Below are 25,822 nucleotides of genomic sequence, written 5' to 3' on the forward strand. Positions count from 1 at the left end.
AAACTGAACATCGCACCTTTCTAGTATTATTTTTTCTTTTATTTTGGCGATAGCAGATATTTTGGTAATACCTTATTAATGTTCTTGGCTTCTCTTTTTCACTAACTGTGTTTTTATAAAATTCCCTTCGGTTTTTACTTCTGCAAAGTCAACTAAAGATAAAATGAGTTTTAGTCCTCTTCCTCTTGGACCTTTATTTTCGGATTCTTTGGGTGGGATTAGAGAATAAAGCTCGCCTTCGGTGTATAAAGTTAACGTAATGCCCTTTTGATCTTCTAATTTCTCAACCTTTAGAAATTTCATAGAATAACGGTCTGTGTGATCAAACGCATTTGTACATAATTCTTCTACTACTAATTGAAGATGCAATGATTCCTTTCTATTAAAATCCAGCCCTAAAGCAAGGCGTTTTACAAAGTCCATTGCTTTTAAGATGTCACTCTTGACCTCGAGGTAAAAGAGGAAGAATTGATCCTTATGCTTCGATATATTCACAACCCCTACCCTCTTCCCTTTGTTGTTTAAATAGTAACTGTTCAAAGTCCGCAATTGGTAAAGGCTTACTAAAGTAATAACCTTGTCCTTCGGAACAACCACTTGCAATTAAAAATTCTAGATGCTCCTTTGTTTCTATACCTTCAGCAATCACATGCAGATTTAAACTTTTGGCTAATTGAATAATGGCGTGTGCAATTTCTTTATTTGTATTATTTTGAATTTTAATAACAAAGGATTTGTCAATTTTTAAAGAGCTTATTGGAAATTGTTCGAGATAACTTAACGAAGAATAACCTGTCCCAAAGTCATCTATAGATATCTTAATATCTAATGTTTTTAACCGCTCTAATTCATCTATTACATAATCTACATTTTTCATTAACATACTTTCCGTTATTTCGAGCTCCAAATTCTTACCGTTAATATTGTACGTTTCTATAATATGCCTTACTTGTTCAACTAAATTCGTTCTTTGAAAATGTTGTACTGAAATATTAGTTGAAATATTAATAAGGTCTAACCCTTTTTGTTCCCATTCACTTAACTTCTTGCATGCTTGTTCTAATACCCAGTGATCTAAATCAATAATTAATCCAGTTTCCTCAGCAAGTGGAATAAAGTTCATAGGTGGTAATAGCCCAAGTTTGGGATGGTTCCATCTTATTAAAGCTTCTGCACCAATGATTTTTCCAGTATCTAACTTGTATCTCGGCTGAAAGTACACTAAAAATTGACCTTTTTCTACTGCTACATGCAAATCATTCTGTAATATCAAAATTTCTTTAGGGGAATGCTCTTTGGTAGCAGAATAAAATGTAAAGTTATTTTTTCCTCCTTCTTTCACTTCTTTCATCGCTAAACTAGCATTCTTCATTAATGATCTAAAATTCGTGCCATGATAAGGATAAAGGGCACCGCCAATACTTGAAGTTACATATAAGTCATTACCTGTAAAAGAAAATGGTTTCTTAAATGCATTTAAAATGTCAAGAGCAACCTTTCTGCACTTTTTTTCATCTGCTTGAGCGAGGAGAATGACAAATTCATCTCCACCCATTCGGCAAATAAAATCTCCTTCTTGAAGTAGTACTCGAATACGAGCCCCTACTTTCTTCAGCAAAGCATCACCTTGTTGCAGACCAAATGCATCATTAATTAACTTAAAGCGATCAATATCAAGGTGTAATATCCCAAACTTATGTTTACCTTCTAACATACTTTGCTCAATCTTCTGCTGAAAATAGAACCGATTGGGTAATCCTGTTAAACTATCAAAATTAACTAGTTTTTGGATTTGGTTCTGACTCGAATATACTTTGCTTATATTATTATTATGCTCGATAGCAATTCTGACTAATTGGTTGTATGAATTTAAACTTCCTAAATGTTGCTGCAGGGTATCCGTTTTGGAAAATAAAATTAACCCTCCTAATAAGTCATTCTGAACAGAAAGAACAGGAATGATTATAAAATAATTTAAATCATTCAATTTTGCAACAGGATAGATTTTACTAAAAGGACCCATTAGTTCAAGAACGTGTACAGGAAGTACACTATTAAAAAAGTCTAAATGTTCATCATTAATCCGATCTATTCCGAGTGCAATTTCTTCAAGTACAAACAACGGGTCGGTAATACTTGGGGCTCCACCTAATTTTAATGATTTATTACTTTGTTGAAATGAATAAATAGAACAAGATAAACCATCACAATGGTCTTCAATAAACCACGAGATGATGGAAAGAATATCATGGAGCGGGAGACGCTGTGCAATTACCTTGATCATTACTTCATATTGGAGCACCCGTCTATTTCTACCCTGCGAAAGTTGTCTTTTTTTTTGATTACCATATAATTTGACTTGTTCAACTAACTCCATCTTAAACCTATCCCAATCTTTTGCAGGTTTAAATAAGAAATGATCTGCACCCAGTTGCAAAGCCTCTAGAACATCATGTGTACTTTGCTGCGTAAGTCCACTTACTATAATAGCTGCCGGAACCGTTTTTTTTCTCCTCATATACTTTAGGGTTTCTAATCCGTTCATATTGGGCATATCAAGGTCAAGAGTAATAATATCTGGAGTGAGCGCTTCTATTTTTTCTATAGCTTCTAAACCGCTTCTCGCATGACCCACTACCTCAATTTGCGGGTCAGTCGATAACATTGTTGTTATATAATCACACATAAAGAGAGAGTCATCTACGACTAGTACTTTTATTTTCACCTAGTTTTACCTCCCTCATAAAACAGAGTTATACTTCTTTAAAATTTAACAAAGCTTCACCGACATCATTAAATAATTTTACAAATGTACCCAATTTTGTGATTTCAAATATTTCTTGAATATTAGGTTGAAGACCTGCTACAATTAACTCCTTGTTTTTACTCCTTGCTTTTAACACTGCATCAGCTATATATCCTATAGCTGCACTATTTAAATAAGCTACGTCGCTTAAATCTAGTAACAATTGATTCGTTTCAGCTTTGATTAACTCATAAATATACGTTTTAAATATGTCTCCATTCTTTAAGGTGATTTCACCATCACATTTTAAAATTTCTACACGATTGATAATCATGCGATTAAAATTCCCCATAACCTGCTCCTTATATTAGTGATTTTATAGTGGAAACGATACTCGTAATTGGTGCTTGTTTATCCGCAAGCCCTGCCTCATATACGACTCGCGGCATTCCATATACGACACAAGTTGATTCCGATTCTACAATGATCTTACCTTGATTTTCTCTTACTTGTTTACACCCTATTAACCCGTCTTGTCCCATTCCCGTTAAAATCACAGTTAAAAGCTTTTCTTTATATATACTTGAAGCCGATAATAACGTGACATCAACAGACGGATGATACAAGGTTTCAATGGGTGCATCTTCAGCTAAGTGGAAAAACGCCTCGTGACCATCCTTTTTAATCGTCGTTTGTAAGCCAGCTGGGGCAATATAAATAGTACCTGGCACTAGCACTTCTTCATGTTCTGCTTCTTTAACGATCAGATGACATATTGAGTCAAAGCGTTCCGCAAGTGGTCTTGTAAACCCCTTTGGCATATGCTGAACAACAACGATTGGAAAAGATAATCCGTTTTCAAAATAAGGGAGAATGGATTGAAGTGCCGCTGGTCCCCCTGTAGAACACCCAATGATTAAAAGGTCTAAATTTTCAGATAATAATGGTTTGTTTTTTCGTTTTACTGATCGAATTGGCAATTCCTCATGAGTAGTTTGAAGTTTTTTTCGCTGTACATTTGAACAAATGGCAACCTCAAGACTTTCCCAAAAAACGGTTAAGGTTTCAATAGAGGCTTGAGGAAATAATTTTTCTTTAATAATAAAATCAACGGCTCCTAGCTCTATTGATGTAATAGACGCAGAAGCTGTATCAGCTGAGGCGTTCGTAAGCATGACGACAGGAACTGGACATTCATTCATAATAATTTCTAATGCTTCCAGTCCGTCCATTTCTGGCATTTCTATATCTAAAGTGACAACGGCTGGTTGTAATCTTTTTACTTTTTCAATGGCATCTTTTCCATTTCTAGCTATGCCAACGACGTATAGCTCTTCATGTTGTTCAATGACTTGACCAATCGCTTTTCGCATAAAAGCTGAGTCATCTACAACGAGTACTCCATACTTTTTCATATTATTACTCCTTTTTATAGTAAAAGGTGCTCGGAGTGTTGATCGTTTTATATCCTAAATTAAAGGTAGAAATGTTTTCTGAATGACCTAAAAACAAATATCCGTCTTTTTTTAGTGAGTGAAAAAAGTTAGTCGTTACTTTTTTTATTGTTTCTTGATCGAAGTAAATAAGAACGTTCCGGCAAAAGATTACATCAAAGTGGAGCATTTCCTTCATCGAGGACTCATCCAATAAATTTAGGTATTTAAATTGCACCTGTTCTTTTATTTCATTTGTGACCGTATAACCAGTGGGGTCTTTTACAAAATATTTTTTCAACAACTCATCAGGTATCCTTCGAAATGACAGCGACGCTTTATTATAAAACCCATTTTTAGCTACTCCTATTACCCGCTTATTAATATCCGTAGCAACGATTTCGAATTCATCAGGTCGAAACAAACCTGTTTCTTTAATCATCATTGCTAATGTATAGGGTTCTTCCCCTGTTGAACAGGCCGCACTCCATATTCTAACTTTCCCACCATTTTGCTTAATAAGTGGTAAAACAACATTTTTTAATTCAACCAATTGATTTTCTTCTCGATAAAAATAGGTTTCATTGATAGTTAATATTTCAACTGCTCGATCCCATTCAGCTGGTAGTTCTTCAAGGTATCTACAATATTCCCATAAAGAATTTAGTTGTAGCTCATGGATACGTTTCATAATTTTATTTTCTAACGCCACTAAGTTGTTCAAATAGTTCAGTCCACATTTTTGGTACACTAATTGACTAAAATGCTTTATAGAAAATTGATTCATCTTTCAAACCTCTCTCAATAAAAGTAAAACTCATTCCATGGGAATATCTACTCCCCATGGAATGTACGTATAAATGAAGTTATTTGTCCTTTTCGTTAAATCTCTTCGTAAAGTTTAATCTTGTAACTGGTATGATAAGTTTTTCGTTTTTTGCTGTATGTCCTGTGTGGCAGCGTGCAGACCATCTAACACATCACCATTACGTTGCACCACTTGTTTCATATTCAATATTGTATTCGTTACATTCGATAATTCACTCAGCTGAACTTTTGTTGCATCAGTTACATTTTCAGATTGTTGGGATACATTAGACATTAATGTCACTACGCCTTCAGTACTCGTATTAATCGTTACTAGACCTTGAGCAATTTGACGTAATTGATCTCGGGAATTACTAATACCAGCAATAATTTCTTCTATACCTAACGCTTGTTCTTTCGTCGCAACAGTAACATGTTCAGATTGCTTTGTAATGCTAGTGATAGATTGTACAATTGTGTCTGCTTGTTTAGCTTGTTCTACAGTCGCTAGACTAATTTGATTGATTTGCTCTCTTGCATTAACAATTCCGGAGATAATTTCTTTGATTCCAACAGCCTGTTCTTTCGTGGCAGTCGTCACAAGCTCCGCTTGTTCCGTTACATTTTGTACCGATTTCACAATTTCTCGAGCTTGCTTACTTTGCTCGGTTGTAGCTACTGAAATTTGACGAACTTGTTCTTTTGCACTTGCTGTTGATTGAACAATATCCTCGACACCAGACGCTTGCTCTTTGACGGATTGAGTTACTATTAAAATTTGATGCGTCATGTCATCCACAGATTTTACGATGTTAACTGCTTGTTTTGTTTGCTCATCTGTTGCCGTATCTATTTGGCGGACTTGTTCTCTGACACTAACAATTCCTTTTATAATCTCTTCAACACCTACTGCTTGTTCTTTTACAGACTGGGTAACAATCTCAATTTGTCCATCCATACTTACAACAGATGTTACAATATCTCGACCTTGCCTTGCTTGTTCATTCGTCGCTGAGGTAATTTGGGACACTTGTTCTCTTGCACTGCGAACACTACGGTTGATCTCATCAACTCCAGCGACTTGCTCTCTAATAGAGACTGTTACTTGACCAACTTGCTCTGTCATACTTCCAACCGCTTTTACGATCCCTTGAGCTTGCTTTGTTTGTTCTGTTGTAGCTGCTGTAATTTGGCGAACTTGCTCTCTCGCATTTATAACACCTTTTACAATTTCTTCTACACCAATAGCTTGTTCATTGGTCGCTTGAGTTACTAAACGAGCTTGTGTTGTGACATTTTCCACCGAATTTACAATCGATTGTGCTTGCTTAGCTTGCTCCCCAGTTGCGGTTGTAATTTGACTCATTTCCGTTGTAATATGCTCAATACCATCAACAATTTTTTCTATTGCTGAATTCGCTTGATCAGAGAGTTTGTTACCTTGCTCTACTTTTTGTTCACCAACTTCAATTGCTTTAATCGCATCTGTCGTTTCAGCTTGAATTCCTTTAATTAAGCCTGCAATCTCCTTTGTAGCTGTTGCTGTTCTTTCGGCAAGCTTACGAACTTCATCTGCTACAACTGAAAACCCCTTCCCATGCTCACCTGCACGAGCTGCTTCAATCGCTGCATTTAGTGCTAATAAATTCGTTTGCTCGGCAATATCATCAATAACTTCAATAATACTCCCAATTTCATCTGAGCTTTTTCCTAGATTTTGCATGACGCCAGAAGCTTGCTGTACCACTTCACCGATTTCTTTCATCCCAAAAATGGATTGTTGGACCGCATTCTTTCCATCATTAGCGTCACTAAATACTTTTACACTTAGTTGATTGACGTTTTGAACATTTTGCGCTACTTGTTCAATTGAGGCCGCCATTTCTTGTATTGATGCTGACGTATCAACTGCTGATACGGTTAAGCTTTCCGCATTTTGGGCTACTGCTTTTACGGAATTACTCGTTTGTTCGATTGAAGCTGAAACTTGTTCTACAGAACTTGCTGTACTTGCAGCATTACCAGCTACCTGTTCAACTGATGCTGCCATTTCTTGTATCGCAGCTGACACTTCTTCTGATGAACGATGTAAACTATCAGTATTTCCAGCAATCCCTTTTACTTGACTCCCCATCTCTTCCATCGCTGCTGACACTTCTTCGACAGAAGCTGCTGTACTACTTGCATTTCCAGCTACTTGCTCAATCGAGGCCGCCATTTCTTGTATCGCAGAATTAACTTCTTTAGAAGATGACGTTAAACTTTCCGCATTTTGAGCCACACCTTTTACTTGACTCCCCATTTCTTCAATCGCTGCTGAAATTTCTTCTATAGAGCCCGTAGTACTTTGAGCATTTCCAGCTACTTGCTCAATTGAGGCCGCCATCTCTTGTATCGCTGAGGCATTTTCATGAGAAGACTTCGTCAATACTTCCGCATTTTGGGCAACCGTTTTTACCGAACTACCCATTTCTTCAATCGCAGCGGCCACTTCTTCGACAGAACCAGTTGTACTTTGCGCATTTCCAGCGACTTGTTCAATTGAGACCGCCATTTCTTGAATCGCATCTGTCGTTTCTTTCGCCGACTTCGTTAAACTTTCGGCATTACTAGCAACATCTGTAATAGACTTACTCATTTGTTCAATCGAGGCAGAAATTTGTTCAACCGAACTTGCAGTACTCTGTGAATTACCAGCGACTTGTTCAATTGAGGCCGCGACTTCTTGAATAGACGCTGAAGTGTCTTTCGTTGAAGCAGTCATATTATCTGCATTTTTAGCCACACCTTTAATTTGCGTGCCCATTTCTTCGATTGCAGCAGATATTTCTTCTACAGATGCGGTAGTACTTTGACTATTGTTTACCGCATCTTTAATATCTCTTGTCGTCGCGCTTAAATTTGTTAACGTATCTGCAACTGTTGAATGAAGACTTTCCGTATTTTTCACGACACCCTCTACTGAACGGTTTAAATTGTTCATCATCGAAGTTGTTGACTCGATCGTCGCTGACTGCTCTTTTACTCCTATAACAACTTGTCGTGTCGTTTCTGTTAAACTATCTACTTTTTCTTCTACCGATCTTGTTGCAGTAGATGCATCTTTCAATTTATTTATTAATCTAGCTTTCCCAAACATATATGAATTCCTCCTAAATAACTGCTAGTTTAGTTGTGCTGCAATTTCATCCAGCTTTTCATTTGTAAGTTGGTGAATTTCTTGACTAAAAATCAATTGTTCAAAATCAAGAACTGTAATTAATCGCTCACCCAAATGACAAATACCTTCTATAATCTCGGTATTTACATACGTATTCTTTTCATCACATAATTCCAAACTGTTTCTACTCACTTTTAGAACTTGAGTGACTTCATCTACTAAATAACCAATTTCCGTTTCTTTCATCTTGACAACAATCACCCTTGTTTTCTTATTGAAAGACTTCGTTGGTAAATTAAAGTAATTTCTTAAATCAATCACAGGAATGACTTTACCACGTAAATTAATCATTCCTAGGACACTCGGAGCAGAAGTGACCACTTTTGTAATTTTCGGTATCGAAATTATATCTTTGACGTATGAGATATTAATTCCATACTCCTCATTAGCTAGTTTAAACGTTACAAGTTGATCTTCCTCATTTTCTTCACTACGGTTTTGCTTCTGATCTGCTAAATTATCTTGAGCCCCTTCTTCATTAACTACCGATGCAATATCTAAAATAAGGGCAACATTACCATTCCCCATAATCGTAGCCCCAGCTATATGTGGTGGATTGCCAATGTATTGACCTAAAGATTTTATTACAATTTCTTGGTTACCTAACGTTCGATCAGCAATGATTCCAATCCGTTTATTAGCGATTCCAACAACGATCACAAAAATTCGTTTTGTTTCGTTTAATTTATTACTAGTTTTTTCTTGGTTGATGTCTAATTTTTGATCCATACGTACAAGCGGCAACACACTTCCACGGACGATTGCAACTTCCTTATCTTTCACTGATTGCACTTCTTCTGGATTAAGACGAATAATTTCTAGGACGTTTACAAGTGGAATAGCGAAAATTCGCTTTCCTAGTTCAATGAGTAAAGAACGAATAATTGCTAGGGTTAGAGGTAGCTTTATGGTAAAGGTCGTACCTTCGCCAACTTCTGTTTCAATATCTATAATTCCATTTAGTTTCTCAATGTGCGAGCGGACAATATCCATGCCAACCCCTCGACCAGATATATCCGAGACTTGTTTTACTGTTGATAAACCTGATTTAAAAATAAGAAAAATTAGATCTCGTTCTGTCATCTTACTTGCTTCATCTTCAGTAAGTGTGCCATTTTTGATCGCAGTTTCTTTAATCTTTTTGGCATCTATTCCACGCCCATCGTCTGTAATCGTTATGACGATATGATTTTCTTGATGAAATGCTTTTACTAATACCTTTCCTTTCCTTGGTTTCCCAACACGTTCACGCTCGTCCGGTGTCTCGATTCCATGATCTATAGAATTACGAAGTAAGTGAATGAGTGGATCACTAATTTCCTCGATTAACGTTCGATCTAATTCTGTTTCTTTTCCTTCCATCAAAAAGTCTACTTCTTTTTGAACAATACTTGCTGTGTCTCTTACTAGACGAGGAAAGCGATTAAAGAGCTGTTCAATCGGTAACATCCTCGTTTTCATCATTCCTTCTTGTAATTCTCCGATGACACGATTAAGATGATTCGTTACTTCTGTTAAAGTCTCTACTTCTTCCTGATGTTCGGTTGTCACTCGACTAAAGCGATTTCTCACTTCTACTAATCTCGTTTGATCAATAACGAGTTCACCTACTAAGTTCATCAAGTGTTCCAATTTATCAACATCTACTCGAACCGTTGGGTTAATTTTTAATTTTTGTTTCAATGTTTCATCAGTCTTAACGGTTTCTTCACTTTGCTGCCCTTCAAGTAATTCCATCGGTTCTGAAGAAAGAGTATTTTTGATTTCTACTAGTTCATCTCCGTCAATCATTTTTTTCTCCACTACTACTAATTGATCAATCGTTACTGGGATGACCTTAACACTTTCAATTTCAGAAACCTGATCGATTACTTTATAGATGGCCCCTTCTTCTTCCAACGTTATAAGGGTGAAGATAACATTTCCATTGAATGTTTCCGCTTCAATCTCTTCACGTAGCGGAGAGGTAACCGCAATTTCGCCAACTTCTTTCAGGTTATTATGTAGCAAAATGGTTCGTACAGATTTCATTAACGATTTCTTCTGAAGCTGAATGTGAATATTAAAAATCAGATAATTATCATTAAGTGCTGAATATAATACGTGTTTTTGATATTCATCGAACTCAATGACTAAAGGTTCTTCAGCTGCCAATTCACCTTTCATCTCATCAAGTACATATTCAATGCTGACTTGATTTTCAATACTGACTTTTTGTGCTTTCGTTGCTTCTATTTTTTTTAGTAAAGATGATATATCTACATCCTCACCTCGACCTTCAATAATTGAGCTTTTTATTTGCTTGATGACATCAATAGATTGAAACATGACATCAAAAATTTCTTTAGACGTTTTCAGCTGTTGTCTGCGGATTAAATCGAAGACTCCTTCAAGATGATGAGTCAATTCTTTCATCACATCAAAACCCATCGCTGCAGAAGAGCCTTTTAACGTATGTGCAGCTCTAAAAATATTATTGATAATTTCTCTATTCATTGGATCATTTTCTAGGTCGATAATTTGCTGATCCAAAATTAACAATTGCTCATCAACTTCATCGAGGAAAACCCCGATATATTCCGAGATGTTTATTCCTTCCACATTCTCACCTCCTACTCGGTTGGATATAATACTTTTTCTAAATTTAAAATTCCGATCACCTGACCATCTAATTTAACAAAACCGTGAAAAAAATCTTCATCGACCTGCATCCCTGGCGGTGGTTCGATATTCTCTAGTTCAACATAGGTAACCATTTTTACTTCATCAACCTTGACTCCTATGTTTTCACTATCACCTTGAACAATGACGATTCTATTTTTTTTATTTGCCTTTGCACCAGAATTCAATTGCCCGAGCATTTTAACTACTGGAATAATCTTTCCTCTTAAATTGATCACACCTTGAATATGCGGTTTAATCCCGGGTATTTGCGTGACCGTCTGCGGTCTAAGAATTTCAACAACTTCGTTTATCGGAAGTGAAAATAACTGTTGGTTAATCGTGAAAACTACATATTGGTTCCTAGTGGCTGTTACACTCATAATCCCACCTCTTTCTATTCCACCCAATTTTTATAAGTAATTCATTCTAGTAAATTAGTCCTTTGTATATTTTTATTTTCTCTTTTATTTAACATCAAAGCTACTAACCATCTTTCCTATTTTTATATTAAAACCTACTATACTTTAAGTGATAGATATCACAGTAGATTGGGGTTTATATAGCTTTAACCCATAAAAAAGCTAGCTCTTTATTAAGTTTCATTTCTCAATCACTCTAATAAAACATCATTAGTAGTAACTGAAAAACTAGTACTTAAGAGCTAGCTTTTCATATTCTATTTTTTATAGGCTGTTTTCGTAAACTTTGTTGCTATTGGACCGTTTTATTAACATAAATCAGCCAGATGGACAAATTCATTTGTCCATCTGGCTGATTTATGTTAAAAAGCCTCACGCTAAAGCGTGAGAACCAAGCTTTCGCTTGGTTAACGGTCCAATAGCTAACAGCAACAATCTTTTAGAAAAGAGGCCTTTTTATATTATATTTTTAACCTATTACTATTGTTTGTATTTGAGACGGTATATTAAAGCAAAAGCTTGTGAGCGATCCTGAACGTTTAATTTTTGAAAGATGTTTGTTAAGTGATTTTTTACTGTATGAATACTGATGACTAAAGTTTCCGCTACTTCTTGGTTATTGAGTCCTTCTAATACTAAATATAATACTTCTTTCTCTCTTTTTGTTAGGGATAAATCCTCTATTACCGTTTTAATGTTAGAAACTTTGGTAAGATTTTCTTCTTTTAAAACCCCTTGTTGTTGAACTGATAATTTAGGATCTAGTAATGCAGTACTAGAAGCAGTCTCGGTATAGGAATAATCTCCTGTATTGGTAGAGGACTGAACTTCTTCATTAAAGAACTCTGAATGAGAGAAGATTTCACTTATGATATCACTACAAAAGTGAAGTAATTCCAACTTGTCGCGCTTCTCGCTCTCTACATGAGCTACTAATAAAGCATATACGTTTCCTTTCTTCACAATGGGTATCTCTATAATTTTGTTTTTCCCTGCACTAACAAGGTTATATAAGTTTAGACGAACTGATGAAAGGTCAGTTTTTATATACTTGGTGAAAAGTTCCAGAAGGTGGTCTTGATTAGAAAAAATGCCTCGCGAAATAATTTTAGTCTCGTGATTATTCGTATAAATTAAACTTAAATCTATTGATCGAGTATAATCTCGTAACATATCTATAATTATATATAATGTTGCTTTTTTGGACCTTTTATGCATTAAAATTTGTAAAACTTGTTTATGAATATCGAGTTTTAGTTTTGTATTGTTTTTTTCCCTTTTTAATTCTTTAATATATAATCTTTTACCTATTTTATTTGCAATTAGACTAGCATGATGAATATAATGGTCACTCCATGGGAACAATTCTTTACAAGAACCAAAAATCACTCCATAGACTTCTTCCTTATACATAATTGGAAAGCTAAATAAATGATCAATATCCAACCCTCGGTCACCAAAGAAAGATAGTCTTGGATCATTTTTAATATTATGCCACTGCATACTTTCCCTTAATACTATGGATTGTCCTAAAAATCCTTCACCAACAAAAAATTGATTACCTATTAAATATGTTGCACCCGCTCCAACTATATGTTCAATTTCATAGATAGAATTCTGTTTTTTATCTGCATATCCAATAAACACGATCTCTGTTTTTTTCACTTGATTTGGATTACTATTATATGTTTGAAAAATTTTAGTAAGTAGTACCGGGATTACACTACCTTCGTCTTCAGACAGCTGATCGATCTCATTATTTAATTGATGTAACTTTCCTTCAATTTCTTTATTAAATTTCGTGTAAAAAAAATCTCCTACAAAAATAGCTAATTTTTGTAGCTGATCAATGTATTCATTCACACTTTTAGAATCAATGATACTAAGATTGTTAATAAAACCCTGAATTTTTTTTACGGACAACCCCAATTTTCTATTTCTATTCTCTATCAAATCTTTTGTGCTTTCACTTTCCACAAATGGCCCGGACCAAATGAAATGAGAGGTTACCCTATTATTAGTTATTGGAACGAGAAAAAACTTCATACCTAGATACTTTTCATTAAAAGCATCAAAAACGATCGTTTGTTCATTTTTATCAAACCTCTTAATTATTTCACCAAAGCTTACATCTTGATCATTTAAGATTTCTACTGACATGTTTCCAATATGGGTTGGGGATACCATTAATTCGCCTTGGTTATCTGTTATTGCAATTGATAATTTTAAATGTTGGCTAGTCATCCCTTGAAGTTCCTGTACAAGGTTTGGAATATATTTCAATTTTCGGTTTCTCCCCCCAAAAAGTATTCACTTCTATTATTCTAATGAAATCAATAATAAAGTATAATAAACTATTAATTAAGTTACAATATTAATTTATGGGTTTAATAGTAACCTACTTGAAAATATGCCAATACAACACCAATTCCATTTAATAAATATTCTAGATCATATTTATATAGTACTAATTTAACCTCAACTTAATACAAGGCACTAGTATAAATAGATTGTTTATGAGGGAAATATAATAAAGTTATTTTATACTAAATAAGGAACGAAGCTATATCGTAACTTCGCTCCTTCCTAGTATTATTTTTATCGCTTATTCCTGCTGCCAAAGATACTCAAAGATAGCAGACTGAAACAAATTCGTATCAATATTACAGGTCTCAGCATCTATTCCATATTGCCATGCCCAATTCAACCATTCGTTTGGCGGGCCTGGTTCGTACTCTTCCGGTGCATTTTCTTCTGTTGTAATCCCAATTTGAGGTTGGTTTGCCCAGACAATCATATTATCCGCGATATCAGCGTTTTCGTTAATGGCACCTTCAAACGCTGCCCACACATCACTTTCTGCATCAAATAATCCGTAAATCGCAGCATTGTAGACGGATGGTTGTAGTGTGTCGTACCACCCCTGTATAAAAGCCGAGTCGATTGGATATTCTGGTTCGACGTTTGCAAAGATCGCTACTCCTTCTGGAACGCCAATACGTTCTGCATACTCAATCGCAACTTCGGCCTCCGCTACTCCTTTGTCGTATGTCGTACCATCTGTAAAGTGATTATAGATTACTAGAATAGACACACCTTGTTGATGAAGAAAACTTACTTCATCTTCCGTTAAGCCAAAAGAAACGCCGTCCTTATCTTCTAAATACCTTCCCCAAATTTCTGGCTCCCCAAAGTTCGACGTCACGCACGTGTATAATTCTTCAGTCGTTAAACTTGCTGAATCTACACCCCAGACGATTTCACCTGTATCTTCACCGTTCCCATTAATCGTTCCGTTTTCACCGCTTCCTTCGCCGTTCTCTCCATTTGTCTCTTCTCCGTTGCTCTCTCCACTCTCACCATTTCCAGTTTCACCGTTTTCTCCCTCTCCATTGCTTTCCCCGTTACTTCCATTACGATCATCTTGGTCTTCGATATGTCCGTTTTCACAAATAAGAGTTCGTTCGTAACCGTCATTTATTACAAAAAAGAAAAAGGAAGCAAAAGCTAAAATAAAAACGGCTGCTAAAACAACATACTGACGCACTATTTCGCCTCCCTACATTTGCAAAGTCCATATATACTATTGCGTTTGTAGGAATGACGTGTAGGCGTGTACCTTGTCATCAGCGTTTTTGTCAGTTTCTAATAATTTTAATTTTGGGCTTGTTTATTTTGTAACTTTCTTTCGGAATCCTCCGTCTAATCGTTTGGAAACACATTCACAAGAAGTTCACTTCACTCAGTGGAGGGCCCCTGCTGATTGGAAGTGCTTCAACTTAACTAGTTTCTTTTATCCAGTTTAAAATGGATCACGTAAAAATGTGCGTTAATAAAAATATAATCAATCGAGGTGCATTCAATTGTTTAATATGAAAAGAAATGCGATAAAAATGATGGCTTTATCACTTGGAGTAACAGCTATGATGGGATTTGCTCATAGTGCAGATGCAGCAATTTATGAAGTAAAAAGAGGAGATACACTATTTCGAATTGCTCAAGAAAATAAGATGACCGTTAATGAATTAAAACAAGCGAACAACTTAAAAAGCAACATCATTTTTCCTGGGCAAAAACTTCAAGTGCAGGACGCAGCCACTTTATCTTATGTCGTGAAAAGAGGTGACACTTTATACAGTATTGCTAAGAAACATCAGATGAAAGTAGAGAACTTAAAGAATTTAAACGACTTGACAACGAATACCATTTTCCCAGGGCAAAAACTAGTGATTAAAGGAAAACCTGTCGCAGACAACTCTATACCTACGATGAACAAAGAAGTTAAACTAACGGTTCAAAACGGATATCAGTTTGTAAAAGAAGAACCTGGTAAATATCAACTTTTCTCTAAACGAGATCCAGGATTTTTTGTAAGAGTAGAACTCATTGATGCCAAAGTCACCATGGCTGACCTCAAGAAGAATGCCCAAGAATACTTGAAAACGACAGGGAATGTTAAAGAAGTTAAAGACTTAAAAAATGTTCACCCATTTTATAAAGGACCCGAATTTTATTTCACAAGCTCTAACCCAAAAGTACAACAGAGCATAGTTGTTAAAAAAATGAATGGCCAACTCGTCAAATTCACACTTCACCTCCTCGATAAAGAAGAAGCCGAAGATATTACACCTTCTTTATTAAAGCAATTACAAACGGTTAAATTTTAAATATGAAAAGAGGATGACAACGATGGTCATCCTCTTTTCATTCACTATCACTATACACCTTCTTAAAAACTACAACTTATCTTAATTAATTGAACTAACCTAGCAATAAGCCTGCTTTAATGATGCTTCCTCTTATGATCCCATTTCGGAATATAACCATCGTCTTCAAGCTTTTCATAATGACTTTCAAATTTTTTGATAATTTTATTTCCTTTCTCTTCACTAAATACGCCAAACTCTACATACTTCTCAATAATTTCTTTCTTCTTTTCAAAAGCTTCTTTATGTAAGACTGCCAATTCTTGTTTTTGCTCTTCTGTTAGCTCGACTTCTTGGACTTCAGCTTCGTTATCGTTAAATTCTGCTTGTGCAGGCAACGGTCCGAATGCCGTCAACGACAAAAATAAAGCTGAAAGTACACCAATTGATAATTTTTTCACATAACCATCCCTTTCAAGAAAATCACCTATAGTGTACTTCAACCTTGTAATTTTATACTCTACACGAATATATTCCCTTTTTAAACTTCTCTAATAAAACCTATACTTACAAACCTTTAATTCGTTCCTTATGCCGCTTTAGACATTGCTGTTTCTCTGAAGACTTTCTTGCGAGTCATTGTTTTCCCCACAATAAAGGCACCCAAATGAAATTTAGATAAAAGATAGATGAAAATAATCGGAACAATAACCCCCGCCATAAATTGAACAATCATATAACCGAATGGTGTTATTTCTAATAATGGGAACCAGCTTCTAACCATCGTTTGAACAAAAGGATGCAGCAAATAGATCCCATACGAATATCCACTTATAGAAACGATCCACGTTGGAATTCGGTTCAGTTTCGAAAACAGCAGAAAGAAGAGAAAGAATAACATGACTGTGTAAGGAATAATATCAAAACGAGCTGATGTCACTCGCATTAACATTCCTGAATGATATATAAACTGTACAAGCCCCATTGATACTATAGTACCTAGCACTACAACCATCCAATATCTATGCAACTTATCGATAAACATTTCATAATTTCTCCCACAATAGTAGGCAACAACATAATAAAATAACCAACCAAAAATCAAAATTCTTGAAAAGAATAGAGTCAGATAACTCGAATGCTGCACGAAATCGATAAAAAAGAAATAAAAGCTTATCCAATACCCTGCGCTAATGATAAAGCTTACGATTAAGACATGCATAGCTTTAAATCGCTTCAAATACTTTATAAATAATAAATGCAGTAAATAAAACTGAAAGATAATTAAAACAAAATACCCGTGCCACTGTCCTATAAAATTAAACCCAAGTTCGATGGCAAAATTTTTAAATGTCCAATCAAATCGAATATATTTATGACCCGCATAAAATGTGGCCATTACTAAATAAGGGACTAATATATACTTGATCCTTTTTCTTAGAAAGCCCGTAGGAATTTTTTCTTTGTAAGCATGCGTCATCACAATAGTTGAGATCAATACAAACATTGGCGTCCCGTACAACAACAACATTTGAAGGGTGCGATATACCACCCGTATATCCCCCGACAAAGAGAAGTCTGTTATTACCCTGCTTACAGCATGAGTTAGGACAACACTCAAACAAGCTATGATACGCAGCCAATATACTTCATTCATTTCCTTAGTACCCACGCCATCACGCCCCTTTAAAATGAACACACTTCTACTTATTTTCCTAGATCTGTTTCTTTTTCTCAATTCAAAAAAACACCCTTTTCTGGATGTTTCCCCCAACGATAAAAAAACAGGAGCTGACTTAAGTGATCAACTCCTGCTCATATATTTTTTTATTGATTACCTTGTTTAACTAATCTTGCAATGTCTAATGTACGTTTTACTTGGTGTTGTACAGCAGGCTGAACATCTTCTTGCATATTTCCGTCTTGGTCTACAGTAACACTTGCTCCATATGGGTTTCCGCCGGTTGTAAATAACACAGGATCTGTGTATCCTGGTGCAGCCACAATTGCTCCCCAGTGGAACATCGAAGTATATAGAGATAAAATTGTTGCTTCTTGACCACCGTGAGCGTTTTGTGCTGAACTCATTGCACTTACTACTTTATTAATTAATTTCCCTTGGAACCATAATCCTCCAGTGGTATCTAGAAATTGTTTCATTTGCGCCGGCATGTTACCAAAACGAGTTGGTACACTGAAAATAATGGCATCGGCCCACTCTAAGTCTTCAAGTGAAACTTCAGGAACCTCTTTTGTTGCCTCCACATGAGCTTTCCATGCTGGGTTGGAATCAATCGCTTGTTGGGGCGCTAACTCAGGTACTTTTAAAACTTTGACGTTTGCACCATTTTGTTGCGCTGCTTCCTCCGCCCATTTTGCTAACGTGTAGTTAGTACCTGTAGAACTGTAATAAATAATTGCTAAATTTAAATTTGACATAATCGTATGACACTCTCCTTTGGATTATATTGTAATTTTATCTTAAATCTCGAATTCAAATAATATGACTTCAAGATATTTAAGCCGACAAATAATTCTTAATGTCACAAATACTGAACGTGCGTTTTGTCTTACCCATTAATAAAGCTATACCCACATTCTTAGCGATACTAAACTATTTTTCATAAGACAAACTATCTCCATTTAATTATTCTCGAATTCGAGATACTAGTTAAAAATTAGAGCGCTTTAAGCGTTGATCCCTAATTTCTTTAATAATTCAATTAATGTTTCTCTTTCGCCTTGATCTAAGCTGGAAAAGATTTTTTCTATCGCTTCCTGATGACTCGGAAAGATTTTACGCATTAATTCATTTCCTTCTTCAGTAATGGCTACATACGTCACGCGGCGGTCTTTTGGGCATGCTCTGCGTATGATAAGATTTTTCTTTTCTAGTTTATCCACCACATACGTGATGCTCCCGCTTGCTAACAAAACTTTCTTGCCGATTTGTTGAATGGCCTGGTCGCCTTTATGGAAAAGTAACTCTAATACTGCAAATTCAGTCGGATTTAACCCGTACCGACGAATATCTTCCTCTACACGATCTGCAACCGCTCGATGTGCACGGGATAAGACGATAAATGATTTTAACGCTAACTCTTCGTTATTAATTTTTTCATCATTTGTCATATGAACCATATCCTTCGAGTATCTTGAATTCAAGATAAATTATATAATTGTTTTTTCTAGGATGTCAACATTAATTTTGAAGTGGACTAAAATAGTCCACCTCTGTTTGTCCATTTTTTCTGTTATACTTAATTTTCTATCTTATCTAAAAACCCATCGGTTCGAATACCTGCTCGTCGTATATAAACACTCGTTACCACATCAATTTCTGCCTTTGCAAATTCATCATCCCAATGATCTTTAAGCTCTTTAAACTTTCTAGGATGTTGCCGGTGAAACGTATTACCAAAGCCAAATATATCTATGCCATAGGTTTGTTGGACCTTTTGGATAGTTCCTTTGATCTGCTCTTCTATATACTTATCAATTAACTCTTGATACTTTTCATACGTTTCAATTGACGTTAAGTCTTCAGCGCATTGGGACGACTGCAAAACCGACTCCAGTAAAATATCGACTGTAATTCTGGGCTTCTTATCATGATAAGAAGTTTTAATTTTTGTTGAAGAATTCTTGATTCTAATACCTAAAAAGTTATTTTCATCACACGGGACACTTATTGTCGTTAATTTAATTTCATCCTGCGTCCATAGATAATTCCTCGTATCTTCAGTGTTTAAATAGCCTACTAACTTGTCATTATTAAATACAGCTATCCCGTCTACAATAACAATTGGTTCAGGTTTTAATTTTTTTATATGTGCTGAGTGTTGTCCTTTTGTAGGGTCACCATCGATTGTCATTGCTGCAGTTACTGGATGCCGTCCACTTGCAGTAATGGCACGAATAAAGTCCGTCAAACGAACTTTCGGTTCCCCTCCCCACTCTTCTTCCATCGTATCAATTTGTACACTTAATTTTAAGGAAGGTACTTTTTGAACGGGGTACGTAGTACTAATGATATCCTCAGCCCTAACTCCACGGGCAACAATAATTTTAAAATCATTTCGAAATTCACCATTTCGTTCTAGGTATTGAAAGAATTCACCTACCCCTTCTCTTGCCAGTTCTTCGTCAATGACTACCGTTTGGATGTGAGAAAATATTGGCTTTCTTGTATATCCTACATTCAGTTTATCCACTAACTCTGCAACTGTATTTCCTTCTATTCCGTATACGATCGCTGGTGTACCTCCCTCACTTTCCCCTTCATAGATTTGCTTAGCATTAATCGCTTCTACTGATAACTGCAACCTTCCTTCGGTTCCTTTATGCAAAGCCATGCCACTTACAACGGAAACATCATTTAACTCATACCGGTCCCAACAACCCGTTACTATAATTAAAAAGGAAAGACAGATCAGCATAATATAAAACTGGAAGCGCCTCATTCTATCCCTCACTTTCTTTACTAGAAGACTTATTTACACTACTCGTCTTCAAGTATGTGGGACGGGAGTTTGTCTTCTGAAAAGGAAATCGTACGAAAACATCTTTTTGATCCTCAATGATAAACGGACCTAACGGAGCGAAGTAAGGTACACCAAATGAACGTAAACTAATTAAATGTAGCAGAATGGCTAAAAGACCGACTAATGTTCCAAACATACCTAATGCTGCTGTGATAAAAATAAGTCCAAACCTCAATAATCGAACGGTGTTAGCAAAACTATAGATTGGAGATACGAATCCTGCCATCGCAGTTAATGCAACGATTATGACTAAAAAGTTAGACACCACACCAGCTTCAACTGCTGCTTGTCCAATAACGAGTGCACCAACAATGGAAACCGTTTGTCCGACTACTCTAGGCATACGGACCCCTGCTTCTCTTAAAATCTCAAACGTAATCTCCATTAACAATAATTCTAAGACAGCTGGAAAGGGTACTCCTTCACGCTGAGCTTGGATACTTATTAACAAATCTGTCGGAATGAGTCCATGATGAAAGGTCGTAAGTGCGATGTAGATTGCCGGTAAACATAAAGCTAAGAAAAAAGAAATATATCTTATCAAACGAATAAAAGATGACATCATATACTTCTGATAATAATCTTCACTTACTTGAAAAAAGTCAACAAATACTACAGGGGCACTAATGACATAAGGACTCCCATCCACTAGCAGAATAAACTTCCCATCGATCAAATGAGATGAGATCGTATCTGGACGATCAGTATGGTAAGTTAATGGAAATGGCGTAAGTGTCGTATCACTAATAATCTCTTCCAAATTTCCAGAGTCGTATATGGCATTAATGTTCGTTTCTGCAACTCTTCGCCTCGCTTCATTTACAAGATCAGAATTTGCGATATTTTTAATATACCCTAAATAAACCGTGGTCTTAGTTTCAGTCCCAACTGTAAAACTCTCAAACTTAAGCGATGGGTTTTTAACGGTCCGCCGGATTAAGCTTACGTTTGTATTAATTGATTCTGTAAAACTATGTTGCGGTCCGCGAACAATCGTCTGCGTTTCGGAAATGGAAATATCCCGTTCCTGAGTAGTCACAACATTAATGGCTAACGCACATGGCAGCCCTTCTAAAAAAATTACTGCATACCCCAAAAGTACATACCAAACAACCTCATGTTCATGCTCAATCAAGTAACACTCATGACTTGAAAAGTATTTTTTATAAAGTTGATCTAACTGTCCTCTTGTTTCCAGCACCATTTCGTCTTCTATTTCAGCTAACGTTTCCGTGATTTGTTTGGCAACCATATTTAAATCAACCATAGTTCTTAAATAGACGATAGCGGCGACTTGTTGACCGACTTTCATCTCTTCCATTAGAAAATCAAAATTCCCTTCGAATACACTTTGAACTTGGTTTTTATTTAGCTTTAAATATTTAGAAATGACTCTTTGCGAATGCCCTCTTTCTAATAGTTCATCGAGAGTTTGAACCTGGCTTTTAGACCTCGTTTTTATCCGGCTTTTTACTAGTTTTCTATATATACTCATACGTCTAGACCTCCTGCACTCGACTGACTCTTCCACTGTTTAATAAGTAGAATGAGACAGAGTACGATAGGAATTCCGAATTGAAAAGGTAAATGAAGAAAATACGGTACAAGGGCTAACCCTTCTTCATAATGCTCAACAATGTTATCAGCAATGATCACCGAGAAGAAGGCTAACAGCATAGAGGTAGGAAACAAAAAAGCCCGATAAGGAATTTTAAATAAATGTTCTAGCCCTTTTACTCCTACATATAAAAAAATACCGGCCTTAATCATAATTCCAAACATCAATATAAAGACCACTAGAACATCAACTCGTTCAAAAAAATCAAACACTTCTATTTCTCTAGCAGCAACTAAAAGAGGGAAGCTGGAACGAACTTTAATATCTACCCCTAACGTGACAATTTGAATCACATTGGAATAGGCAATTAATAAGCCACTTATGATAACAGCAACCACCCCAACATTACCAACATACTGAAAATGATTAGTTTGTGTCATCAATAGTGTACATACAATAAGTTCTCCATAAGGAAAAGTTACCATTGTCGGAAAAACAGCGTCGATTACCGGTCCGATTCCATCTTCTAAAACAGGGAGAAGTTGTTGAAAATCAAGATCTCCACCAATAAACAAGAAAACTCCTACTAAAAATAAGGCAAGAACAATAAACGGGCCGATGACTTCAGTCATTCTCGCAAATACTTCAATACCGAGATAGAGCGCATACGCTAATAGTAAACACATGACTAATGGAATAATTTCAACCGGTGTAAGCGGTAGTATGGTGGTTAGTATCAACTCTCCAAAATCTCTAAGTACCCTCGCCGCAATGTAAATAAAGTAAATGATATAAAAAAATATAATGGCTTTTCCAACCACTTTACCAAATCCCGTTTCAATTAGTTCGAATATATTTTTTCCAGGAATTCGACTTAAGAGAAAAAAATAACCAAGCACAATAATGACCCCAAATGACGTTGCAATTAATTCAGCCAACCAATAATTTTGTTTAGCCTCTTCACCCGCACCAACAACAACGGCGCTTCCTACTAAAAAAATGATTAACACAAGTAATAATTGCCAAAGCGATATTCTTTCTTTCATTGCTGCCTCTCTTGTTTCTTTTGATTTTTATTCTTTTTGCTTTGTATGTCATGGGAAATCGCCACCAATAAACCAACGACAACTGCACCGATGACAATCATTCTCCGTGACCCCATTTCAAACCAAATTAAAAAAAGAAAGCTTTCCAATAAAGAAATTTGACCATATACAAAGAAGTTCAACACCGTCATCAATAAAACCATTCCAAATAAAACAAGAAAAAATGCGATTGTCACCATACATTCACCTATTCATACCGTTATTTTCCTAGTATTTTCTTTGTATATTTCTTTTATGTAGGCTGTTTTCGTAAACTTTGTTGCTTTTGGACCGTTTTTTGAAAATAAAATAGCCTTTTCAAGACAAATTCATTTGTCTGAACGGCTATTTTATTTTCAAAAGCTTCACGCTAGCGTGAAGAGCAAAGCATTCGCTTGGCTTACGGTCCAAAAGCACGGAGCAACAATCTTTGTGAAAAGAGCCTTTATGTAAGACAAATCGAATTTAAAAAAAGCCCACCAATACGGGGGACTCATCAGGCTCTATTTATTCAAATCGTTTCTATAGTCTTAAAGATTATTTAATTAATAATTTCTTTCCAAAAGGTACTTTCGGTGAGAAGCCTCCAGGAATTATCCAAAAAAGTTCATAGTTGATTTCCATATCTTCAACCACATAACCAGTAACATCGGTTATGTAAAATAATGTTTCAATCTCATTTTCATTGGCCCATTCCAACACTTCCGTATAAGAAGATTTCCCATGAGTGAAATATTGAATATCGCTATTATCTGTTGATGTCAATTCACGTATTTTATAGTCGGCTAAGATCAATTGGGTTTCTGGTTTTAATTCATGAAAAAGTTTTACAATATTCGAAATCGTCTCGGTCGGATAGTCCGTAGTAGACGTATCAACTGCAAGTGCAATTTTTTTGTCCTCACGTCTAGAAAGAATAATTAATAAGTCCTTTTGCCATCTCATTGCCTCATCTCCTCCTCAAGTAAAGCTGAACATCTTCTAGTTTATAATAAATGCTCGTTAAATATTTTATTATCGAGTGTATATTTTAAAAACTCTCAATAAAATTGTTAATTTTTTGGGCTGTTTTCCTATCCTTTATTGCTTTTGGACCATTTTTTGAAATTTTGTTGTTTTATTTAGAACAACATTTTAAGTTACTTCATACTTTCCAGAAAATTGCACAGGCTATTATATGATGTTAACTAGTTAAAAACTACCTTTTGTTTGAAAAATTGTAAAGATAAGTGTCATTTTTTAATTGTATATTTAAATATTTAAGGTATATTAAGTCGAAATGTGTCGAACGTCAGAGGACAGATGTCATTTAATTGGAAAAAGAATGGTGTATAGTTACTTGTAAGCATTTACATACTTAATAACATACTTAAGACTAACTAACATTCTGTACTAAATTCGACAACATCACATTATTTCTATTCAGGGGGTTTAACACATGAAGAAAAGTAAATCACTTCTACTATCCATCATCCTCGCAGGCGGAACACTACTTGGGGCTTGTGGTACTGGTGGAGACGAAGCAGAAACTGCTCCAGAAACAGATGGACAAGCTGCACCTACTGAAGATGTAGCTGAAGATTTCACAGTGGCAATGGTAACGGATACAGGTGGAATTGACGATAAGTCATTTAACCAATCGGCTTGGGAAGGTATGACACAATTCGGGAATGATTTTGGCCTGACTGAAGGAACTGATTACAAATACTTACAGTCAACTGCTGCAGCTGATTATGGTCCAAATTTAAATTCACTTATTCGTGAAAACTACGACCTTGTATGGGGAATTGGATTTTTAATGGCAAGTGACATTAAAGCAGTTGCAACACAGCGTCCTGAAGCACAACTTGCAATTGTTGATATGGTTGTCACAGACGATGATGATCAACTCATCCCAAATGTTGCAAACATTACATTTAAAGAGCATCAAGGGTCGTTTTTAGTTGGAGTTATTGCTGGTATGCACACAGAATCTAACAAAGTAGGCTTCCTTGGTGGTGTTGACGGTGCACTTATTAAAAAGTTTGAAAATGGGTTTAAAGCTGGTGTGAAATCAGTAAATCCTGATGCTGAAATTATTGTCCAATACGCTGAAGATTTTAATGACGCATCAAAAGGTCAACAAATCGCTAATGCCATGTACAGCCAAGGTGCTGATATCATTTATCATGCAGCTGGTGGTACTGGTAATGGATTATTTACTGAAGCAAAAAATCGTAAGCGTAACAATGAAAACGTTTGGGCAATCGGTGTAGACCGTGACCAACATGAAGAAGGACTTCCTGAAAACGTAACATTAACTTCAATGATTAAACGTGTAGACACTGCTTTATATCTTGTAAATGAACAAACAATGAGCGGCCAATTCCCTGGTGGTGAAGTATTAGAATTTGGATTAGAAGAAGAAGCGGTTGGAATCGCTCCTACAACAGATAATGTTTCTGAAGAAGCATTATCCGCTGTTGAAGAGTACATCCAAAAAATCCAATCTGGAGAAATTGAAGTACCACAAACAGATGAAACATTGGAAGAGTTTCAGAAAAATCTATAATCATCATTAAATGGTAGGCGGTCTCAATTGTGTCTCGCAACCTGCATCCCGAACATCTTACACTTTCTGGGGTTAAAGGGCTTGACTACTCCATGAGACCGCCTTTTTTATTGATAAATTTTTATCAGTGTCGCTATTAGGCGTTTTGT

The 25,822-nt window shown here is 35.8% G+C and carries 21 protein-coding genes; 2 read left to right on the top strand and 19 right to left on the bottom strand.

Translation table 11 applies throughout. The features are described from left to right. Nucleotides 1-75 precede the first annotated feature (75 nt). The 10 genes from ACNSTQ_RS14790 to ACNSTQ_RS14835 all read right to left on the bottom strand — a co-directional run bounded on the left by ACNSTQ_RS14790 (nt 76) and on the right by ACNSTQ_RS14835 (nt 14,836). Complete coding sequence (locus tag ACNSTQ_RS14790; RefSeq protein ID WP_418200586.1) at nt 76-495, bottom strand: ATP-binding protein; 420 nt, start codon at nt 493-495, stop codon at nt 76-78. After that, nucleotides 476-2,725 carry an EAL domain-containing protein gene (locus ACNSTQ_RS14795; protein WP_418200587.1) on the bottom strand — a complete coding sequence of 750 codons (2,250 nt, stop codon included), beginning with the start codon at nt 2,723-2,725 and terminating at the stop codon, nt 476-478. The genes ACNSTQ_RS14790 and ACNSTQ_RS14795 overlap by 20 nt, the downstream gene beginning before the upstream one ends. Before the next feature lie 28 nt (nt 2,726-2,753). After that, nucleotides 2,754-3,098 carry an STAS domain-containing protein gene (locus ACNSTQ_RS14800; protein WP_418200588.1) on the bottom strand — a complete coding sequence of 115 codons (345 nt, stop codon included), beginning with the start codon at nt 3,096-3,098 and terminating at the stop codon, nt 2,754-2,756. 10 nt (nt 3,099-3,108) lie between these two features. Further along, nucleotides 3,109-4,161, bottom strand: a complete 1,053-nt coding sequence (gene cheB / locus ACNSTQ_RS14805) for a chemotaxis-specific protein-glutamate methyltransferase CheB (RefSeq protein WP_418200589.1) — start codon at nt 4,159-4,161, stop codon at nt 3,109-3,111. A 4-nt stretch (nt 4,162-4,165) separates the two neighbouring features. Further along, nucleotides 4,166-4,966, bottom strand: coding sequence for a CheR family methyltransferase (locus ACNSTQ_RS14810; RefSeq protein WP_418200590.1), 801 nt, complete (start codon nt 4,964-4,966; stop codon nt 4,166-4,168). Between the two features lie 114 nt (nt 4,967-5,080). Beyond that, complete coding sequence (locus tag ACNSTQ_RS14815; protein ID WP_418200591.1) at nt 5,081-8,125, bottom strand: methyl-accepting chemotaxis protein; 3,045 nt, start codon at nt 8,123-8,125, stop codon at nt 5,081-5,083. A 24-nt stretch (nt 8,126-8,149) separates the two neighbouring features. Beyond that, on the bottom strand, nt 8,150-10,807 hold the full coding sequence (locus tag ACNSTQ_RS14820) for a chemotaxis protein CheW (RefSeq protein ID WP_418200592.1): 2,658 nt from the start codon (nt 10,805-10,807) through the stop codon (nt 8,150-8,152). Nucleotides 10,808-10,818: 11 nt separating this feature from the next. Next, on the bottom strand, nt 10,819-11,250 hold the full coding sequence (locus ACNSTQ_RS14825; protein WP_418200593.1) for a chemotaxis protein CheW: 432 nt from the start codon (nt 11,248-11,250) through the stop codon (nt 10,819-10,821). A gap of 519 nt (nt 11,251-11,769) precedes the next feature. Next, the gene (locus ACNSTQ_RS14830; RefSeq protein ID WP_418200594.1) at nt 11,770-13,572 is read right to left on the bottom strand and encodes a LuxR C-terminal-related transcriptional regulator; all 1,803 of its coding nucleotides are present in this window, start codon (nt 13,570-13,572) and stop codon (nt 11,770-11,772) included. Between the two features lie 322 nt (nt 13,573-13,894). After that, nucleotides 13,895-14,836 (bottom strand): glycoside hydrolase domain-containing protein, encoded by a 942-nt coding sequence (locus tag ACNSTQ_RS14835; RefSeq protein ID WP_418200595.1) that lies wholly within the window; start codon nt 14,834-14,836, stop codon nt 13,895-13,897. A gap of 316 nt (nt 14,837-15,152) precedes the next feature. Between ACNSTQ_RS14835 and ACNSTQ_RS14840 the strand changes: the two genes are divergently transcribed. After that, on the top strand, nt 15,153-15,956 hold the full coding sequence (locus tag ACNSTQ_RS14840) for a LysM peptidoglycan-binding domain-containing protein (RefSeq protein WP_418200596.1): 804 nt from the start codon (nt 15,153-15,155) through the stop codon (nt 15,954-15,956). Between the two features lie 116 nt (nt 15,957-16,072). Here ACNSTQ_RS14840 and ACNSTQ_RS14845 read toward each other — a convergent pair whose 3' ends face one another. From ACNSTQ_RS14845 to ACNSTQ_RS14885, 9 genes are all read right to left on the bottom strand, one after another. Continuing rightward, a complete protein-coding gene (locus tag ACNSTQ_RS14845) occupies nt 16,073-16,396 on the bottom strand; it encodes a YckD family protein (protein WP_418200597.1) in 324 nt (107 codons plus the stop codon). Nucleotides 16,397-16,524: 128 nt separating this feature from the next. Beyond that, complete coding sequence (locus ACNSTQ_RS14850; protein ID WP_418200641.1) at nt 16,525-17,592, bottom strand: acyltransferase family protein; 1,068 nt, start codon at nt 17,590-17,592, stop codon at nt 16,525-16,527. A gap of 170 nt (nt 17,593-17,762) precedes the next feature. Beyond that, nucleotides 17,763-18,374: an NAD(P)H:quinone oxidoreductase gene (gene wrbA, locus ACNSTQ_RS14855; RefSeq protein WP_418200598.1), complete on the bottom strand. Its 612-nt coding sequence runs from the start codon at nt 18,372-18,374 to the stop codon at nt 17,763-17,765. 249 nt (nt 18,375-18,623) lie between these two features. Next, nucleotides 18,624-19,067: a MarR family winged helix-turn-helix transcriptional regulator gene (locus ACNSTQ_RS14860; protein WP_418200599.1), complete on the bottom strand. Its 444-nt coding sequence runs from the start codon at nt 19,065-19,067 to the stop codon at nt 18,624-18,626. Nucleotides 19,068-19,195: 128 nt separating this feature from the next. Next, on the bottom strand, nt 19,196-20,398 hold the full coding sequence (locus ACNSTQ_RS14865) for a Ger(x)C family spore germination protein (protein WP_418200600.1): 1,203 nt from the start codon (nt 20,396-20,398) through the stop codon (nt 19,196-19,198). Between the two features lies 1 nt (nt 20,399). After that, nucleotides 20,400-21,974 carry a spore germination protein gene (locus tag ACNSTQ_RS14870; protein WP_418200601.1) on the bottom strand — a complete coding sequence of 525 codons (1,575 nt, stop codon included), beginning with the start codon at nt 21,972-21,974 and terminating at the stop codon, nt 20,400-20,402. After that, nucleotides 21,971-23,083, bottom strand: coding sequence for a GerAB/ArcD/ProY family transporter (locus tag ACNSTQ_RS14875; RefSeq protein WP_418200602.1), 1,113 nt, complete (start codon nt 23,081-23,083; stop codon nt 21,971-21,973). The genes ACNSTQ_RS14870 and ACNSTQ_RS14875 overlap by 4 nt, the downstream gene beginning before the upstream one ends. Beyond that, complete coding sequence (locus ACNSTQ_RS14880) at nt 23,080-23,319, bottom strand: hypothetical protein (protein ID WP_418200603.1); 240 nt, start codon at nt 23,317-23,319, stop codon at nt 23,080-23,082. The genes ACNSTQ_RS14875 and ACNSTQ_RS14880 overlap by 4 nt, the downstream gene beginning before the upstream one ends. 340 nt (nt 23,320-23,659) lie before the next feature. After that, nucleotides 23,660-24,067, bottom strand: a complete 408-nt coding sequence (locus ACNSTQ_RS14885) for a VWA-like domain-containing protein (protein WP_418200604.1) — start codon at nt 24,065-24,067, stop codon at nt 23,660-23,662. A 493-nt stretch (nt 24,068-24,560) separates the two neighbouring features. On the opposite strand from ACNSTQ_RS14885, the gene ACNSTQ_RS14890 reads away from it, so the two are divergent. After that, complete coding sequence (locus ACNSTQ_RS14890; RefSeq protein WP_418200605.1) at nt 24,561-25,673, top strand: BMP family lipoprotein; 1,113 nt, start codon at nt 24,561-24,563, stop codon at nt 25,671-25,673. The last annotated feature ends 149 nt before the right edge of the window (nt 25,674-25,822 follow it).

It is taken from the genome of Alkalihalobacterium sp. APHAB7, assembly GCF_048323755.1.
In the GTDB taxonomy this organism is placed as follows: domain Bacteria; phylum Bacillota; class Bacilli; order Bacillales; family Bacillaceae_F; genus Alkalihalobacterium.

Excerpts from the sequence above, each read along its gene's own strand:
- ACNSTQ_RS14815 (WP_418200591.1), bottom strand. The coding sequence starts at position 8,125 with ATGTTTGGGAAAGCTAGATTAATAAATAAATTGAAAGATGCATCTACT.
- ACNSTQ_RS14800 (WP_418200588.1), bottom strand. The coding sequence starts at position 3,098 with ATGGGGAATTTTAATCGCATGATTATCAATCGTGTAGAAATTTTAAAA.
- ACNSTQ_RS14810 (WP_418200590.1), bottom strand. The coding sequence starts at position 4,966 with ATGAATCAATTTTCTATAAAGCATTTTAGTCAATTAGTGTACCAAAAA.
- wrbA (WP_418200598.1), bottom strand. The coding sequence starts at position 18,374 with ATGTCAAATTTAAATTTAGCAATTATTTATTACAGTTCTACAGGTACT.
- ACNSTQ_RS14865 (WP_418200600.1), bottom strand. The coding sequence starts at position 20,398 with ATGAGGCGCTTCCAGTTTTATATTATGCTGATCTGTCTTTCCTTTTTA.
- ACNSTQ_RS14885 (WP_418200604.1), bottom strand. The coding sequence starts at position 24,067 with ATGAGATGGCAAAAGGACTTATTAATTATTCTTTCTAGACGTGAGGAC.
- ACNSTQ_RS14890 (WP_418200605.1), top strand. The coding sequence starts at position 24,561 with ATGAAGAAAAGTAAATCACTTCTACTATCCATCATCCTCGCAGGCGGA.
- ACNSTQ_RS14860 (WP_418200599.1), bottom strand. The coding sequence starts at position 19,067 with ATGACAAATGATGAAAAAATTAATAACGAAGAGTTAGCGTTAAAATCA.
- ACNSTQ_RS14870 (WP_418200601.1), bottom strand. The coding sequence starts at position 21,974 with ATGAGTATATATAGAAAACTAGTAAAAAGCCGGATAAAAACGAGGTCT.
- ACNSTQ_RS14875 (WP_418200602.1), bottom strand. The coding sequence starts at position 23,083 with ATGAAAGAAAGAATATCGCTTTGGCAATTATTACTTGTGTTAATCATT.
- cheB (WP_418200589.1), bottom strand. The coding sequence starts at position 4,161 with ATGAAAAAGTATGGAGTACTCGTTGTAGATGACTCAGCTTTTATGCGA.
- ACNSTQ_RS14850 (WP_418200641.1), bottom strand. The coding sequence starts at position 17,592 with ATGAATGAAGTATATTGGCTGCGTATCATAGCTTGTTTGAGTGTTGTC.
- ACNSTQ_RS14825 (WP_418200593.1), bottom strand. The coding sequence starts at position 11,250 with ATGAGTGTAACAGCCACTAGGAACCAATATGTAGTTTTCACGATTAAC.